The sequence below is a fragment of the Streptomyces sp. JH002 genome (genome assembly GCF_050916115.1).
Lineage (GTDB): Bacteria > Actinomycetota > Actinomycetes > Streptomycetales > Streptomycetaceae > Streptomyces > Streptomyces xiamenensis.
On sequence record NZ_CP087989.1, the window covers coordinates 335,637 to 353,524 of the forward strand.

At 69.5% G+C, this 17,888-nt stretch carries 7 protein-coding genes; 1 reads left to right on the top strand and 6 read right to left on the bottom strand.

Annotated elements, in window-relative coordinates; genetic code table 11:
* Positions 1-24: 24 nt before the first annotated feature.
* The 6 genes from H7827_RS01385 to H7827_RS01410 all read right to left on the bottom strand — a co-directional run bounded on the left by H7827_RS01385 (position 25) and on the right by H7827_RS01410 (position 15,961).
* Positions 25-9,804 carry an amino acid adenylation domain-containing protein gene (locus H7827_RS01385; protein ID WP_432741955.1) on the bottom strand — a complete coding sequence of 3,260 codons (9,780 nt, stop codon included), beginning with the start codon at positions 9,802-9,804 and terminating at the stop codon, positions 25-27.
* 267 nt (positions 9,805-10,071) lie between these two features.
* Complete coding sequence (locus tag H7827_RS01390) at positions 10,072-11,085, bottom strand: TauD/TfdA family dioxygenase (protein WP_432741957.1); 1,014 nt, start codon at positions 11,083-11,085, stop codon at positions 10,072-10,074.
* A 406-nt stretch (positions 11,086-11,491) separates the two neighbouring features.
* A complete protein-coding gene (locus tag H7827_RS01395) occupies positions 11,492-12,742 on the bottom strand; it encodes an MFS transporter (RefSeq protein ID WP_432741959.1) in 1,251 nt (416 codons plus the stop codon).
* Positions 12,743-12,818: 76 nt separating this feature from the next.
* Positions 12,819-13,403: an ArsR/SmtB family transcription factor gene (locus H7827_RS01400; protein WP_432741961.1), complete on the bottom strand. Its 585-nt coding sequence runs from the start codon at positions 13,401-13,403 to the stop codon at positions 12,819-12,821.
* Positions 13,404-14,220: 817 nt separating this feature from the next.
* The gene (locus H7827_RS01405) at positions 14,221-14,991 is read right to left on the bottom strand and encodes an aminoglycoside phosphotransferase family protein (RefSeq protein ID WP_432741963.1); all 771 of its coding nucleotides are present in this window, start codon (positions 14,989-14,991) and stop codon (positions 14,221-14,223) included.
* A gap of 322 nt (positions 14,992-15,313) precedes the next feature.
* Positions 15,314-15,961, bottom strand: a complete 648-nt coding sequence (locus H7827_RS01410) for a hypothetical protein (RefSeq protein ID WP_432741965.1) — start codon at positions 15,959-15,961, stop codon at positions 15,314-15,316.
* A gap of 861 nt (positions 15,962-16,822) precedes the next feature.
* On the opposite strand from H7827_RS01410, the gene H7827_RS01415 reads away from it, so the two are divergent.
* Positions 16,823-17,842: a Gfo/Idh/MocA family protein gene (locus H7827_RS01415; protein WP_432741967.1), complete on the top strand. Its 1,020-nt coding sequence runs from the start codon at positions 16,823-16,825 to the stop codon at positions 17,840-17,842.
* The last annotated feature ends 46 nt before the right edge of the window (positions 17,843-17,888 follow it).

The window sequence follows — 17,888 nt, forward strand, 5'->3', positions numbered from 1 at the left end:
ATGCGGTGACGGATAACGGGGAATTCAGACGCCGTCGTTCGTGTCGAGGATTCCGTCGAATTCGCCGCTCCTCGCCTTCTCCTCCAGGGCAGCCGATATCTGCCCGGCGAATTCCTCCAGGTTGACGGACCGGATCAGACTGCCGGGCGGCAAAGAGACCAGCAGCTGTTTCCGCACTTCGAACAGCACCCGGAGAGCCAGCAGGGAATGCCCGCCGAGCGAGACGAAGCTGTCGTCCAGCGAGACCTCCGGCACGCCGAGCGTCCGGGCCCACAGATCCGCGACGTACCGCTGCAATCCGGTCTCCGGAGCCCGCCGCACGCGGTCCGCGGCCCCCGGGGCGACGCGCCCGAGGTCCCGGAGGGCGGCGCGATCGGCCTTTCCATTGGCGTTCATGGGTATCTCGTCCAGCGGAACCAGCACGGCGGGTACCAGGTGGCCGGGCAGGATCGCCGACAGCTCCGCACGGACGGAGGCGTCGGTGGGCAGCATGCTTCCGTCGGCGGGTGTCAGATAGGCACGTAGTTCCGTGCCGCCTTCCGGGTCGTCGCCGGAGAGCACCACGGCCTGGCCGACACCGGGGATCCGGCTGAGCGCGGCCTCGACCTCGGCCGGCTCGACGCGGAAGCCCCGTACCTTGACCATGCTGTCGGTGCGCCCGTGGAACTCCAACAGGCCCTCGCCGGACCACGCTCCCCGGTCGCCGGTCCGGTAGAGCCGACCGCCCGGGGTACCGGTGAGGTGGTCGGGCAGGAAACGCTCCGCCGTCAGATCCGGTCGGCCGGCGTAACCGCGGGCCAGGGAGGGGCCGGCGACGTGGATCTCCCCGATGACGGAGGGCGGTACCGGCATGAGCCGCTCGTCCAGCACGAAGACCTCGGCTCCGCCGATCGGCCGGCCCAGGGGGGCGGGATCCGGTACGTCGTCGGGGGAACCGAACGCCTGGCAGACGGTGAATGTCGTGGTCTCCGTCGGCCCCCAGCAGTTGACGACGACCAGCTGATGGTGCCGGGCCAGCATCTGCCGCACGTGGTCCGGCGAGATCACTTCGCTGCCGGTGAGCACCATCCGCACCCGGTCGAACACCTCGGGCACCTTCTCGGCGGTGAGCCGGAACAGCGAGGCCGTCAGGTGCAGGACGGTGATCTCGTGCTCCCGGACCCACCGGCTCAGGTTCTCGGTGGTGATGTCGGGTTCGGCGGGCAGCACCAGCTCGCCGCCGGCCACCAGCGGTGCCCACAACTCCCAGGTGGCCACGTCGAACGCGATGGACGCGTTGTGCAGGAGCCGGTCGTCCGCGGTCAGTGCCAGCGCGGGTGCGCCGAGCAGATCCACGACGTTCCGGTGGGTAGTGAGCACGCCTTTGGGGCGGCCGGTGGAGCCGGAGGTGTAGATGACGTACGCCGTCTGATCAGGACTCACAGCGATTCCGGGATCGGTGGCCGGCTGCTCCGCGAAGGTGTCCTCACCCACGGGAACGACCCGCCAAGGGCCTTCCGGAATCCGGTCCACCAGCTCCGGCTCGACCAGCACCACCTCGACACCCGCATCCGCCAGCACAAAAGCCAGCCGCTCCGCCGGATACTCCCCGTCCAGCGGCACATACGCCGCCCCCGCCTTCAACACCCCCAACAACGCGGGAACCAACGGAACCGACCGGCCCCAGCACACCCCCACCCGCGCCTCACGCCCCACACCCAGCCCACCCAGACCACGAGCGATCCGATTCGCCCGCCCCTCCAACCCCGCATACGTGAGCGACCCACCACCACCGGACACCGCAACCGCCCCAGGCCGCGCGACAGCCCTCACCCCCACCAACCCGTGCACCGAACCCACACCCGACACCGCGACCGGACCCGTCTCCGCACCCGACCACGCCGCCACCAACCCCCGCTCCCCCACCGACGCCAGCGAATCCCGCAGATAGAACCGCTCCTCCCCCGCCACCATCTCCCGCAACGCCCGCACGAGATATCGGCTGAACGAGGTCACCTGGGCCTCGCCGAGTTCCTCACTCCGGTACTGGATTTCGAGCGCGAGCCGGCCGGTCTGCGGGGCACCGACAAATCCGACGAGGAACGGCAGATTGGTCGTCTGGACGGAGGCCTCTCCGACGGCGTCGGCCGACGGGACCTCCACCATGCCCGAGCGCGTCACATCGGCGATGACGTGGAAGTGGTTGTAGACGAAGTTGGCCTCGATGGGGATGCCGCCGGTGAACTCGCGCTGGAGGGCCGCGAGCGGATACCGGCGGTGCGGCAGCATGTCGCGCTCCGCCCGGAACACCGCTTGAATCAGGTCCGACCACGACCCGTCCGGCAGACCGAGGCGGAACGGGAGAGTGTTGAGGAACAGCCCCCTGACCTCGTCACCGTCCACACGCTCCACCCGGCCATTGGCCGTCACTCCGACCAGGACGTCCTGCGAACCCGTGACGAACCCGACCGTCCGCAGGTAGGCCGCCAGCAGCACCGACTTCAGCGGCACATCACACCGTTGCGCCAACGCCTCCAGGCCACGGCACAGGTCTTCCGGCAGCAGGGTCTCCACCGCCCCGTACCCCTGACCGGGCTCCGCCCGGTCACGCCACTCGTCGAGGAACGGCTCCTCCTTCGCGCATGGTTCTCCGGCGTTCGACGGCCAGCGGGACAGCCGGATGTCGGGGCGGTCGGTCAGCCGCTCCGCCCAGAACGCACGCGACGCCTCCGACCCGGCCGCTTCCCGCTCCAGCGCCACGAAGTCCCGGAACGACGAACGCAAAGCCCGCGCCCGCACCACACCCCCCGCCAACAGGTCGAGGTAGGTGTTGACCACCTCGGCCAACGTGGAGGCGACGCTCCAGCCGTCGAGCACCGCATGGTGATCGACCAGCGCCAGGTGGAAGACGTCGTCCGTCAGAGGAAGGGCGAGGAAGCGGACCATGGACGGCCGGCGGATGTCGAAGGGGGTACGGCGTTCTCTCGCGAGTTCCCGACGAACGGTCGCGCGGCGTTCGTCCGCGTCCATGGCGCGGGTGTCCACGACGAGCAGCGGAGTCTCCACGGTGGCGTGCACCAGTTGCAGAGGCTCGTCGAAATCCGTCATGGCGAACGAGGTGCGCAGGACGGGATGGCGTGTGATGAGGACGGCAAGGGCTTCCCGCAGCACCTTCTCGTCGAACGTCATCCTGACGATGACACTGGTGACGTTGTGGTAGGGGAGGCGTTCGGGATCGCGTTCCATCTCATAGACCATGCCGAGCTGCAGCGCGGTCATCGGATAAGCGTCCACCACGTCCTCGGGCAGCAGCTTCCGATCCGCCGCACCGATCAGCGCAAACGGCTCCACCACGCCGTCATCCCCAGACCCACCGTCACCGGCCGCCCGGGTCACAAGGGCCAGCTCAGCCACCGTCGGCGCCCGGAACAGATCCTGCAGAACCAGCTCCAGACCCGCCTCACGCGCCAGACCCACCACCCGGATACTCCGTATCGAATCACCACCCAGATCGAAGAACCGGTCATGCCGCCCCACCCGCTCCACCCCGAGCACCTGCGACCACACCGCCGCAAGCCGCTCCTCCACCACCCCCACCGGCGCCACAAACGCCTCACCAACCGCAACCCGCCCCGCCTCAGGAACCGGCAGAACCCGCCGATCCACCTTCCCGGACGACGTCAACGGCAACGCGTCCAACACCATCCACCGCGACGGAACCATGTACCGCGGCAGACGACCCTCAGCCCACTCCCGCACCTCCGGAACTGACACACCCCCCACACCAGCCACGAGATACGCCACCAACACCACACCGTCACCGTCATCACGCGTGACCACCGCAACACCAGCAACCCCCGGACAAGACCCGAGAACCGCCTCCACCTCACCCAGCTCAACGCGGAAACCACGCACATTCACCATCGCGTCCGCCCGGCCCACATACTCCAACCCACCACCCGGCCGCATCCGCGCCAGATCACCACTGCGATACAACCGCGCCCCCACCACCCCCGACACATGATCCGGAACAAACCGCTCCGCCGTCAGATCCGGCCGCCCCACATAGCCACGGGCCAGACGGCTTCCGCCGACGAAGACCTCCCCCACCGTCCCCAGCGGTACGGGGACGCCCGCCTGGTCCAGGACGTGGGTGGTCAGTCCGGCGACGGCGTTGCCGATCTGTGTGCCGGTGCCCAGCAGGTCGGTGGCGCTCAGCACGCGTTCGGTGACATGGACGGTGGTTTCGGTGATGCCGTACATGTTGATCAGGGCCGGCGCGTCCCAGCCGTGCCGCTCCGACCAGCGCCGCACCGACGCGTGATCCAGCGCCTCACCTCCGAAGATCACCAACCGAAGCGGCAGCGGAAGCCCGGCGGCGCGGTCGGCCGCCTCGAAGCCCGCGAACGCCGAAGGTGTCTGGTTGAGTACCGTGACGCCCTCCTCGCGAACCAGGGCGTGGAACGCCTCCGGGTCACGCGACACGGGGTGGGAGACGACGACCAGGCGCCCGCCGCTGGAGAGCGCGCCCCACATCTCCCACACGGAGAAGTCGAACGCGGTGCTGTGGAAAAGCGTCCACACATCGTCGGTTCCGAACCGGTGGCGCTCGGTGCCCCACCGCAGCAGGTCCACGACTGCGGCATGACTGACGGCGACGCCTTTGGGGCGGCCGGTGGAGCCGGAGGTGTAGATGACGTACGCCGTCTGATCAGGACTCACAGCGATTCCGGGATCGGTGGCCGGCTGCTCCGCGAAGGTGTCCTCACCCACGGGAACGACCCGCCAAGGGCCTTCCGGAATCCGGTCCACCAGCTCCGGCTCGACCAGCACCACCTCGACACCCGCATCCGCCAGCACAAAAGCCAGCCGCTCCGCCGGATACTCCCCGTCCAGCGGCACATACGCCGCCCCCGCCTTCAACACCCCCAACAACGCGGGAACCAACGGAACCGACCGGCCCCAGCACACCCCCACCCGCGCCTCACGCCCCACACCCAGCCCACCCAGACCACGAGCGATCCGATTCGCCCGCCCCTCCAACCCCGCATACGTGAGCGACCCACCACCACCGGACACCGCAACCGCCCCAGGCAGCGCGACAGCCCTCACCCCCACCAACCCGTGCACCGAACCCACACCCGACACCGCGACCGGACCCGTCTCCGCACCCGACCACGCCGCCACCAACCCCCGCTCCCCCACCGACGCCAGCGAATCCCGCAGATAGAACCGCTCCTCCCCCGCCACCATCTCCCGCAACGCCCGCACGAGATAGCCGCGGAAGAACAGCACCTGCTCGGTGGTGAGCCTGTCGGTGTGGTAGTCGACCCCGAGCAGCAGACGCGAGGAGGACGGGCTGCGCAGGATTCCGACGTTGAGGGGGAAGTTCGTCGGCTCCGCGCGGTCGGTGGTGAAGCTGTCGATCTTTCCGTCCTGAATGTGGACGGTTCCCTTCGACAGAGCCCGATCCATCACGTGGAAGTGGTTGTAGACGAAGTTGGCCTCGATGGGGATGCCGCCGGTGAACTCGCGCTGGAGGGCCGCGAGCGGATACCGGCGGTGCGGCAGCATGTCGCGCTCCGCCCGGAACACCGCTTGAATCAGGTCCGACCACGACCCGTCCGGCAGACCGAGGCGGAACGGGAGAGTGTTGAGGAACAGCCCCCTGACCTCGTCACCGTCCACACGCTCCACCCGGCCATTGGCCGTCACTCCGACCAGGACGTCCTGCGAACCCGTGACGAACCCGACCGTCCGCAGGTAGGCCGCCAGCAGCACCGACTTCAGCGGGACGCCGCAGCGTTGCGCCAACGCCTCCAGGCCACGGCACAGGTCTTCCGGCAGCAGGGTCTCCACCGCCCCGTACCCCTGACCGGGCTCCGACTGGTAGTGCCACTCGTTCTCGACCCGCTCACCGGCCCCGACGGTTTCTCCGGCGTTCGACGGCCAGCGGGACAGCCGGATGTCGGGGCGGTCGGTCAGCCGCTCCGCCCAGAACGCACGCGACGCCTCCGACCCGGCCGCTTCCCGCTCCAGCGCCACGAAGTCCCGGAACGACGAACGCAAAGCCCGCGCCCGCACCACACCCCCCGCCAACAGGATCCGGTAGTTCTCCAGGATCTCGGCGAGGGTGGTGTGCAGGCTCCAGCCGTCGAGGACCGCGTGGTGCTCCGTGAGGGTCCACTGGAAGACATCGCCGGAGCGGCGGTGGACGAACATACGGAAGAGCGGCGGGACCGCGTTGTCGAACGGCCGGCGCCGTTGCTCGTTCACGTAGGCACGAACCACGCGGTCCTGTTCGGCCGTGGGCAGGTCCCGCAGATCCTCGAAGGCCAGCGGCATGGTCGCGGCCGGGTGCACCAGTTGCAGGGGTTCGCTGTAGCCGCTCAGGGAGAACGAGGTGCGCCAAATCGGGTGGCGGGCGACGGCCAGCGCAACCGCCTCGGTGAGGCGGTCGGCCTCGAAAGGTCCGTGGAGCTGGAAGCTGGTGACGTTGTGGTAGGGGAGGCGTTCGGGATCGCGTTCCATCTCATAGACCATGCCGAGCTGCAGCGCGGTCATCGGATAAGCGTCCACCACGTCCTCGGGCAGCAGCTTCCGATCCGCCGCACCGATCAGCGCAAACGGCTCCACCACGCCGTCATCCCCAGACCCACCGTCACCGGCCGCCCGGGTCACAAGGGCCAGCTCAGCCACCGTCGGCGCCCGGAACAGATCCTGCAGAACCAGCTCCAGACCCGCCTCACGCGCCAGACCCACCACCCGGATACTCCGTATCGAATCACCACCCAGATCGAAGAACCGGTCATGCCGCCCCACCCGCTCCACCCCGAGCACCTGCGACCACACCGCCGCAAGCCGCTCCTCCACCACCCCCACCGGCGCCACAAACGCCTCACCAACCGCAACCCGCCCCGCCTCAGGAACCGGCAGAACCCGCCGATCCACCTTCCCGGACGACGTCAACGGCAACGCGTCCAACACCATCCACCGCGACGGAACCATGTACCGCGGCAGACGACCCTCAGCCCACTCCCGCACCTCCGGAACTGACACACCCCCCACACCAGCCACGAGATACGCCACCAACACCACACCGTCACCGTCATCACGCGTGACCACCGCAACACCAGCAACCCCCGGACAAGACCCGAGAACCGCCTCCACCTCACCCAGCTCAACGCGGAAACCACGCACATTCACCATCGCGTCCGCCCGGCCCACATACTCCAACCCACCACCCGGCCGCATCCGCGCCAGATCACCACTGCGATACAACCGCGCCCCCACCACCCCCGACACATGATCCGGAACAAACCGCTCCGCCGTCAGATCCGGCCGCCCCACATAGCCACGGGTGACACCGGGGCCGCCCACGTAAATCTCGCCGGTGACGCCGAGAGGGCAGGGGGCACCGGATTCATCGAGGACGTGCAGGGAGAGATCGGCGAGAGGCCGTCCTATCTGCGTCAAGGCGCGGCCGAGGTCCGGCTTGGAAAGGCGGAGGAATGTGCTGTGCACAGTGGTTTCGGTGATGCCGTACATGTTGATCAGGGCCGGCGCGTCCCAGCCGTGCCGCTCCGACCAGCGCCGCACCGACGCGTGATCCAGCGCCTCACCCGCGAACACCACGTAGCGGAGCCGCAGGGGAAGCCCGGCGGCGCGGTCGGCCGCCTCGAAGCCCGCGAACGCCGAAGGTGTCTGGTTGAGTACCGTGACGCCCTCCTCGCGAACCAGGGCGTGGAACGCCTCCGGGTCACGCGACACCGTGTAGGGCACCATGACCAGACGTCCGCCACTGGACAGCGCGCCCCACATCTCCCACACGGAGACGTCGAACGTGAAGCTGTGGAAGAGGGGCCAGACGTCGTTCTCACGGAAGGTGAAGTCCCGGGTGGTGGTGGAGAGGAGCCGGACGACGTTGTGATGACTGACGGCGACGCCTTTGGGGCGGCCGGTGGAGCCGGAGGTGTAGATGACGTACGCCGTCTGATCAGGACTCACAGCGATTCCGGGATCGGTGGCCGGCTGCTCCGCGAAGGTGTCCTCACCCACGGGAACGACCCGCCAAGGGCCTTCCGGAATCCGGTCCACCAGCTCCGGCTCGACCAGCACCACCTCGACACCCGCATCCGCCAGCACAAAAGCCAGCCGCTCCGCCGGATACTCCCCGTCCAGCGGCACATACGCCGCCCCCGCCTTCAACACCCCCAACAACGCGGGAACCAACGGAACCGACCGGCCCCAGCACACCCCCACCCGCGCCTCACGCCCCACACCCAGCCCACCCAGACCACGAGCGATCCGATTCGCCCGCCCCTCCAACCCCGCATACGTGAGCGACCCACCACCACCGGACACCGCAACCGCCCCAGGCAGCGCGACAGCCCTCACCCCCACCAACCCGTGCACCGAACCCACACCCGACACCGCGACCGGACCCGTCTCCGCACCCGACCACGCCGCCACCAACCCCCGCTCCCCCACCGACGCCAGGGGCAGCTCACCGATGGCCGTGCCGGGCTCCGCGAGGGCGGCCCGCAGGAGCTCGCACCAGTGGCTGAAGAGCCGCTCGACAGTGGACCGTTCGTACAGGTCCGTCGTGTACTCGACATCGACGCGGAAGCCGGCCGGGTGGTGATAGACCGACCAGCTGATGTCGAACTTGGCCGTGTCCGTGGCATCCACACGGCGCTCCACCCGCAGCCCGTCGGGCAGGTTCACCGCGTCGTTTGCCTCGTGGTACGCGAACTGCGTTTGTACGAGGGGGCCGTGGCTCAGGGTGCGCTCGGGGCGTACGGCTTCCACCAGCGACTCGAAGGGGATGTCGGCCCGGGCGAGAGAGTGCAGCAGCCCTTCCCTGGCCCCATCCACCACGTCGGCGAAGGTCTGGTTCCGGGCGAGCCGGCCGGTCAGCACGAGTGTTCTCGTGAACAGTCCGACTACGTGCTGGAGGTGCGGCTCCAGCCGGGCGGCGAAGGGCGTGCCGAGCACCACATCGGCGCTGCCGCTCTCACGGTGCACCAGGGTCTGGAAGGAGGCGAGCAGGACCACGAACGGCGTGACGCCGAGTTCCGTGGCGCGGGAGGACACCCGTTCCGCGAGCGCCGTGTCCACGGTAAAGGAGAGGGTGCGTCCGCGATAGCTGATCTCGGCGGGCCGGGGGAAGTCCCGGTTGAATTCGATCAGGTCGGGAAGATCCCGCAGTTCCCCTGCCGCCTCCGCCAGCCTCTGACGGGCCTCGGGGGTGACGGTGTGGCCGCGCTGCCACGCGGCGTAATCCAGGTAGCCGTTGGGCTGCTCGAAGTCAGCGGGGTCCTCGCCGGTGTAGGCGCGCATGAGTTCGCGATCGAGGATGTCGAAGGACCAGCCGTCGAAGGCGATGTGGTGACAGACGACGCCGAGGATCACCCTGCGGGGGCCGACGCGGCACAGGGTCGCCCGGACGAGGGGGCCGTTCTGCAGGTCGAAGGGCTCAGCCGCGGCCTCGGCCAGCAGGCGCTCGGCGGTCTCCTCCCCCGCATCGACCACCGAGAGGGGAAACGCGCGGTCCGCCAGCACGCGCTGCACCGGCTCGTCACCGTCCTGGCGGAAGGCCGTGAACAGCGCGTCGTAGCGGACGAGGACGCTACGGAGGGCACGGACCAGCCGCTCGCTGTCCACCGGCCCGTCGAGGGTCCAGCGCAGCGGGACGTTGTAGGCGGCCGTTCCGCTGGTCCAGCGGTCCAGGAACCACAGACGCCGCTGTTCAAGGCTCAGCGGGTGCTCCGTCGCCGGCGCATCGGCCGTACCGGTCGGGACCTCGAAGTCGTCAGGCGTCATCTGGCTGTTCCTTCCATGAGTCCGAATGAGGAGGGCACCCGGTCCTGTCGGGGCGGGCGGTCCGCAGGCGTCTCCGGGCAGCCGGAAAAGGGCATGCCACGAAGAGCGGGCCGCGCAGGGCGGAGGTCCGGGTGTGCTTCGGCTCGAAGCAGCTCCGGTGCACGACCGCTCGATGGTTGCGGGTGGGGTGGCAGGCAGAAAGGCGAGGCGCGGTGCCGGCTCGGGCCCCGCACGGGGCGGCCCGTGGCCGCCCCGTGCGGGGCTCCGCTAGGCGGAGCGTGCCCAGTCGCGCCAGTCAGCCGCCGTCATGGTCACCAGGGTCTTCCGTTCTCCCCGGTACGGGAGACGGCCGTGACTCGCCAGGACGTTGTCCAGGACCATGACTTCTCCGCGCTCCCACGGCGCCGCGACACAGGAGCGTCCGAACGCGTCGTTGATCTCTTCGATATCCGCGTCAGAGATGGGGGTGCCGTCACCGTACGTGGCATTGCGCGGCAGGTCGCGCGCCTCGAACAGCCCGAGAAGGGCTGCCGCCGTTTCCTTCGGCAAAGCGCTGACATGAAAGAGGTGGGCCTGGTTGAACCAGACCGTTTCCCCGGTCACCGGATGGTCGAGTACCGCGGGGCGCCGCTGGCTGGTGCGCAGCAGATCGCCTTCCCATTCGGCGTCGATCCCGTGTTCCCGGCAATATCCGTCGACCTCGGCCCGGTTGGTGGCCTGGAATGCCTCCTGCCAGGAGAGGCCGATTCCCTCGTGATAGGCACGGGTATAGCGCACACCCAAACGCGTGAACCGCTCCAGAAGATCAGGAGAGATGTTCTGCCGTATCACCCGGCTGTCCGCCACGGGTGTCGCGCCACCTTCGTCGGCGGGGACTACGGAGAGAAAGAAGAGGTGGTCGGGCCAGGTCGCGGAGTACGAACTCTCATTGTGCTGGGGAATGTGCTCCTCGGCCGGATACTCGGTTGAGGTGTAGACCGATTCGGAGACCCGGCTGCGCGGCGTCGACCGCTCCGTATAGGCGAGGGACGTCCCTCCCAGAAGGGACGCGACTGCGGCGAGGTCCGTGACCTGTGGGCCGCGGGGGCCGGTGATCCGGACGGCGCCGTGGCGAGTGATCAGCTCACGCAGTCCGGTGATGTGCGATCCGATCCAGTCGAGGAGGTCGTCGCTCTCCCTTCCGGCGTCCACCACCGGAAGTCGCGTTCCCCCATGCTCCAGAAAGTGAGGTAACCCGTGCCCGAAGCCGTCGGCCCGACGAAACTCCCCGATTATTTGCATGCCAGAGCCACCTCACCGCTCACATAGTGGGAAGACACATGGTCAGGTATCTTCCTTGACAATCCGCACTGCGGGCGGATACTCACGGAACATTGCGCCTTACCATCAGGGACAACGACGCGGCCATCACCCATGGAGCGCCACTGAGGGACGTGAGTAAAAAAACGAATCAGCGGATCGCGGCAAGGCGCTTCTGCGAAACGCCGATCGGCGTATCCATCGCCCCATCCACCTTCGCCAGCATCACGTATTAAGCCCTACTGCCCGGTTCGTTCGAGAGTCTAAGGGCCCTTTCGATGTGCACACAAGGGTGCGACGTGAACCTTGCGGAGAGTGATGGGCATACCGCCGGGAACACGGCGGAGCTCGGGCCCTCCCCGCCACCGTGGGAGTGGGGGCGCACCGGTCAGTCGGCAGGAGCCGACGAGGTGGTGGCAGCCCGAGGCGCCACCGCCCCGGGCTCGTCGGCGAGGGAGGGAACCACCTCCGGGACGGGCGGGCGGCGCACCAGGAGACCGAGCGCGCAGCCGGCCGAGACCACGGCGATGGCGACGTACATGACGCGGTAGTCCACCAGTCCGACGAGAACGGCACCGGCCGCGATCGAGAGGCTCTGCGCGCCGTCGGTCACCATGCCCACGGCGGCGCTGACCCGGCCCTGCAGCCGCGAGGGGGTGTAGAGATGTTCGGCCGTTCCGAGGGACACGCTGATCAGCGGTACCCCCATGCCGATGAGGGCGACCCCGGCGAGGAAGGTGGGCAGCACGGGGAGCGCGCACAGCACCATGCCCGCCGTCAGCAGGGCGTAGGCGACCGAGGCGGTGCTCAGTTCGCCCAGGCGTTTGATCAGCACGATGGCAGCCAGCCCGGCGACGACCGAACCCGCCCCCTGGACGGAGGCCACGACTCCGAAGAACGCGGCGGGACGGTCAAGTCCGTTGTCGATGGCGGAGAACACCGCGGTCTCAATCAGCCCCACCCCGGCCATGAAGAGAACCAGGGTGACGGCCAGCCGCTGGATCAGCGGCACGGATCGAACGTGCTGGAAGCCCGCCAGCAGCCGGCGCGACAGAGGCTCGCCACCAGCTTTCTCCGGCGGGGTCTCGGTGACCTTGACGCCGGCGAGCGCGAGGATGGCGATGGCGAAGGTGGCCGAGTCCAGGAGGACGAGCGTGCTGGGCCCGTAAGTGACGTAGACCCAGGTGCCGATCGCCGGGGACACCACCCGGGCGCCTTCACGTGTGGCAATGAGCCACGACCGGGCCTCCGCCGCTTCGGCGGACGGCAGCAGGTCCTTCAGCAGGGCGTTGCGGGCGGGTGTGGCGACCATCAGCCCGTAGCCGGCGGCGGCGACGTACAGCAGCCACAGGTCCTGCGCCGAGCGCACCGCCAGCAGGGCGAGGACGAAGAGGGCCATGCCGGTGTACATGCACAGCAGGAGGGGCTTGCGTCGGACCCGGTCGACGAGGTGGCCGAGCAGCGGGGAGGCGAGGCCTGGCAGGGTCAGGAAGAGGAAGACGAGACCGGCGGCGGCGTTCGAACCGGTCAGGTCCCTGGCCCAGACCGCGAGCGCCAGGAACAGGGCGCTGTCACCGAAACTCGAAACGGTTTCGCCGATCAGCAGGCGACGGAAGCGCGCTTGGCGTAAGACACTCACCTGATACCTCTTCCTGTTGTCCGCGAGATCGGCACCGTTGCCCGTCAGGTGGCGCGGGCGCTCGGTGTTCGTGCCGTCAGCCCTGGCCCTCTGCGTCCGTGGGCGAGGATTCCGCGTCGTCCGCCAGCGGGGTCGCAGCCAGGAAAAGCCGGATCCAGGCCGCGTCGCCGGGCACCTCCGCCCGGCCGCGCATGCGCTCGGCGTACGGTTCCAGCAGGTCGTGGATCCGGCGCCACACGGAGTCGAGTTCGCCTGGGGACATCGGAACAGTGAGCCCGGAGAGCAGCGGAGAGCGCCACGCGTCCGCGTGCTCTCCCGCCGGATCGGCGAGGGCGTCAAGGACGCGTGTGGCCTCGCGTTCCACCACGACCCGGTCCAGTTCCCGTGCGGCGGCCGGATGGTCCCGGGCCTCCCACGCCTGGTCCGTCTCGACCAGCCGCCAAAAGCGCTTGCGCTGGTCCGGATCGTCGGTCCGTGTCTCCTCCACGAACCCATACTTGGCGAGCTGCCGCAGGTGGAAGGAGCACGACGCCTGACTGCTGCCGAGCCGCCGGGCGCACTCGGCCGCCGTGGTCGGCCCCGCCACGCTGAGCAGTTCCACGAGGTCCAGCCGCAGCGGGTGGGCCAGCGCGCGGAACGCCCGCGGGTCTCGGATGCGCATGAATCAAAGATACCTTTGGCATTGCATCCGTCAAATAAGTCTTTGGATGTTTTCCCCTCGGAGCCGACCGGCACCTGAGTGTGCCAACAAGGCTCAAGCAGGACCTCACTCCATTCGATTGACGGCCCGACAGGTCTCCACCATGGTCCGGTCAGCACACATGGAAGCTCTCCCATGGACCCAGCCGCGCACCTCGCGCAGCGCTCCAGGGCCTCGTCGAGTTCGAGTTCGCGTGTCCCGCTGCCCTCGACAGGGGTGGCGGACGCCCCCTCCGGCGCCTGGCTGCGGACGATCACGCCCGGGGAGCAGGGCCGTCGTCAGCGGTCGGCCGGGCCCTTTTGACCGTGAGGGACGTGTTCCCTGCCCGTCGCTGCCGGTCGCCCCCATCACCCCTGGTGGACACCCTCGGCCCGAAGGCGGAATGCCGGTACGGCCCCGACCAGGGCCCGCGAGGCACAACCAAGGGGAAGCATGCGAACCAAGAAGTCAACCAAAACGCTCGCCCTCACCTTCACCGCTCTCGCCGTCATCAGCGCCGGCGGTCTGGTGACCGCCGGCACCGCCGCAGCGATGTCGGCCGAGAACCAGCCGGTGGTCACGGACTCCGTGACCCCGTTGACGGTGAACAACCTCGGCCTGACGGTCGAGGAAGCCAAGCACATCCAGCGGACGGAGGCGAGTACTGTGGGTACACCGGTCCCGTCGACGGGCTGCTGGGCACGGAAAGCTGGAACTACAACGACGCCATCGCCGGCATCGCCGGAGCCGGCGCCAGCGCCTCCTTCAGCGGCCCTTGAAGCGTCAGACGGTGCGGCGATCACACGAAGAGGTGACGGTGGGCCCGGCTCCAGACGACCCGGCGCGTCAGGTCGTCGAGATGACCAGTGGCGACCCAGTGGACCTGGGGCTGGTTGCCTCGCTCGGCCAGTTGGCGGACCTGCTCGATGGTCCGTTCCTGCACGTCGATGACCGCCTCGGCCAATCCCACGGTGGAGGTGAGGCCATAGGCTGCGGCGAAGAGCTCCATGCGGCGCCTGCGGTCGGGGGGCTGAGGATAGCTCAGCCAGCGCAGGCATTCGGCGTCATCGCGGAACGGGGCCACGTACTCCAGGGCGTAGGCGATGTCGTGGAGGCGCTCCGCCGGGCGGGCGTAGTCCCAGTCCAGAATGCCCACGGGGTCCGCACCTCGCCACACGACGTTCCACGGTCCGAAGTCGCCGTGGCAGACTACGCCGCCATCGGACGGGCCACTCTCTCCGGTGCACCAGCTCAGCCCTTCGGGCAGGCGGAACCCGACAACAGCGTCGTGGTAAGCGCGCAGCAGGCGGGCGAAGGCGATCAGGCCACGGTCGTCGACCACTCCGGCCCAACCCGCCGGCCCTGACGCGCCGTCCAGATAGGTGAGGATCTCGCGTCCCTCGTCGTCCATGCCCCGCACCCGTGGGGAGTACGGGAATCCGGCTTCCTCGAGGTACCGGAGCAGTGCGTGCACCGCCGCGGTCCATGGATGTACGGGGCGCCGGACGGTGTCGCCGACGCGCACCACCCTGCGGTGATCGTCATCTTGCAGCACGTACTCATCGGCCATGCGGGAAGCACCTCCTCGTGGCTGCCGGCCGTCGGCTCGCCCCCCACGTCCGAGCATCGCCGGTCGTTGTCTCGACCGCCACAGCGTTTCCGTCCCGGCGGGCCCCTGTGTTCCGGGATCGGCCAGACGCCGGAGCCCGGCCTGACCCACCGTCTGCCGCGTGACCTCTCCACAGACCGGCCTGACCCCGTTCGGTCTCGACGGTGGCCGACGCCGGCGGCGGAATACGGGTGCGGGGTGCGGGTGTTCCTCGTCTCCCGTCCGGGCACGCGAGGAGGCCTGCGGCCCGCAGCGGTGGGTCCGACCCCGCCACGTGGTGGGTTCAGGGGCGGCCGGGTTCTCCGGAATCGGTGCTGACCTCGACGGTGTCGGCGGTTTCCAGGAAGGCGTAGAGGTCCTGGAGTTCGGCCGGGCCGGCGAGAGCCCGGCGGGCGCGGATCCCCCACTGCCCGGCGAGAGAGCGATCCGGCGAGGGTGCGGACGGCCTGGGGATCCGGACCCCTCCGGGGCTGCCCGGGTCGCGCACCACCGGTACCGTCACGGCCTCGGCCAGGACGGTACCGGTGCCTTCGTCGATGGTGTACGCGGTGATCAGCGCACGGAGGGAGTCGGCCTTTTCACCGACGGGCGCGGGCGCGGTGTGCTGACCCTCCAGGACGACTCGGACGAACCGGGGATTCGTGCCGCCCGAGACGATGACGGCCCGATGGCCGCCGGCGTTGTGGAGGTGGGCCGTGTGCCGGGCCGGGACGCGCGCCGCGGCGAAGCGGACGAGATCCCCTCGAATGTGCCGTACGTCGCGCTGGTGACGGACCAGGATGCGGCGCTGTCGGACCTGTGCGGCCGGGAACAGGAACCACAGGCCGACGACCAGCCACCATCCCTGGGCCGCCGCGAAGCCCACTGCTCCCAGCGACAGGATCCCCAGCGTGTGGAGCGTGTTGTGCGGCAGTCGGTTCGCTTCTGGCACGGGGAGCCTCCTCTCCTGCTCGGGCCGGGCCCTGGCCGATGCGGGCGGGGACCTCTTCCGCACCACGTTGTGACCCGTGCGGACACTCCTCAGCATCGACCGGCTCACGAGCGCCGGACGGAGCGCTCCGGGCCGCCCCCGAAGGGCAACATTTTCCAGGCTCGCCGACCAGGTTGTCCACGGGCGGAGGACAACTGGACAGTCCGAGGGGGAGGGAGAGCGTGCGGCGACGGACGAGGCAGGGTCGGGTCCGCGATCGGGTCCGCGTGGACAACGGCGGCATCCGTACCACCCCCGGCAATCACCCCTCAGGACTGCGTGGCGTCGATGCGGTACATGACCGAGTCGCCGGAGGGCTTCTCGATCTTCAAGGAGGGCGTGAGGCCGCATGGGTTCATGGCCCAGAACACCCCGGCCTCCTGTACGGGAACTCCGCAAGGGGCCACTGCACCCCGACCGCGGCTCCCTCACGCCCAGCGGGATCGGCCACATCATCGACTCGGTCGCGGCCATGAAGGAAGTCGTCGGATCGCACCGCAGGCTCGCGCTCGACATGGGCCCCGGCAGGACGGTGCCCGACACGATCGCCGTGCTCCGCGCGCTGGAACCGTCGACATCGTCCTCCCCACCGGTACCGAGGCGTCGACCCACTGCGGGGTAGCGTGAGGCGCCGCAGGTGCTCCTGGACGCGCGCTGCGTGCGGAGGCCGGCGTGCCGCAGGCCCGCCGCGGCCCCCGTAGTTATCGGCCCGCGACCCGCGGATCGCCACGACCATCGGCGGCGTCTCCCGGCCCGAGGGCATCGCAGGGACACTGTCCACCGACATCAGCGCCCGCTGACCGCCCCAGCCAGGAGAACACCATGACCATCCGTACCGCGATCATCGGCTTCGGCACCGGCGGACGCGTCTTCCACGCGCCGCTGCTCACCGCCGAGCCGCGCTTCACCGTCTCCGCGATCGTGACCACCGACCCGGCGCGGGTCGCCTCCGCTGCCGGCGCGTACCCGCGGGCCGATATCCTCTCCAGCCCGGACGAGGTGTTCGCCCGTGACGATCTCGGCCTCATCGTGATCACCAGCCCGCACAGCACCCACGCCCCGCTGGCGCGGCGCGCCATCGCCGCCGGGATCCCGGTCGTGATCGACAAGCCCCTGGGGATATCCAGCGCGGAGGCGCGCTCCCTCGTCGAGGAGGCCGAGGCAGCCGGGGTTCCACTCACCGTCTTCCAGAACCGGCGCTGGGACGGGGACTTCCTCACCCTCCGCCGGGCCCTGGCGGCGGGGGACATCGGTGAGGTCCACCAGTTCGAGTCCGCCTTCGAGAAGTGGGCGCCCGCCCTCCTCCAGCGCTGGAAGGACATCGCGACCCCCGAGGAGGGGGGAGGCATCCTCCTCGACCTTGGCCCCCATCTCATCGACCAGGCGCTCCTGCTGTTCGGGGACGTCGTCGCCATCCACGCCGAACTGGACCGGCGCCGCCCCGGCGCCGTGGCCGACGACGATGCGTTCCTCGCGCTCACCCACGCGAACGGCGTGCGTTCACGGCTGTGGATGAACGCGACGGCCCCCGCCAACCGGCCCCGTTTCCGGGTGCTCGGCTCGCGCGGGGTCCTCACCTCGCACGGTCTTGACCCCCAGGAATCGCAGTCGAAGGCCGGCCTGCGTCCTCTTGACCCGGGCTTCGGCGTCCACGCCGACGGCCGCACCGCGCTGCTCGCGACACCCGACGGTGAGCACCCCACCCCGTTGGTGCCCGGCGAGCACCTGGCCTTCTACCGTGCCCTGGGCGACGCGCTCACCTCGGGGGCACCGCTCCCGATGGATCCCCGCGACTGCGTGCGCGGGCTGGAGATCATCGAGGCGGCGCGGCGGCCCGCCTGACCGCGCGCCGGGGCCGGTCCGAGCACCGGCGGCGCCCGTCCGGCCC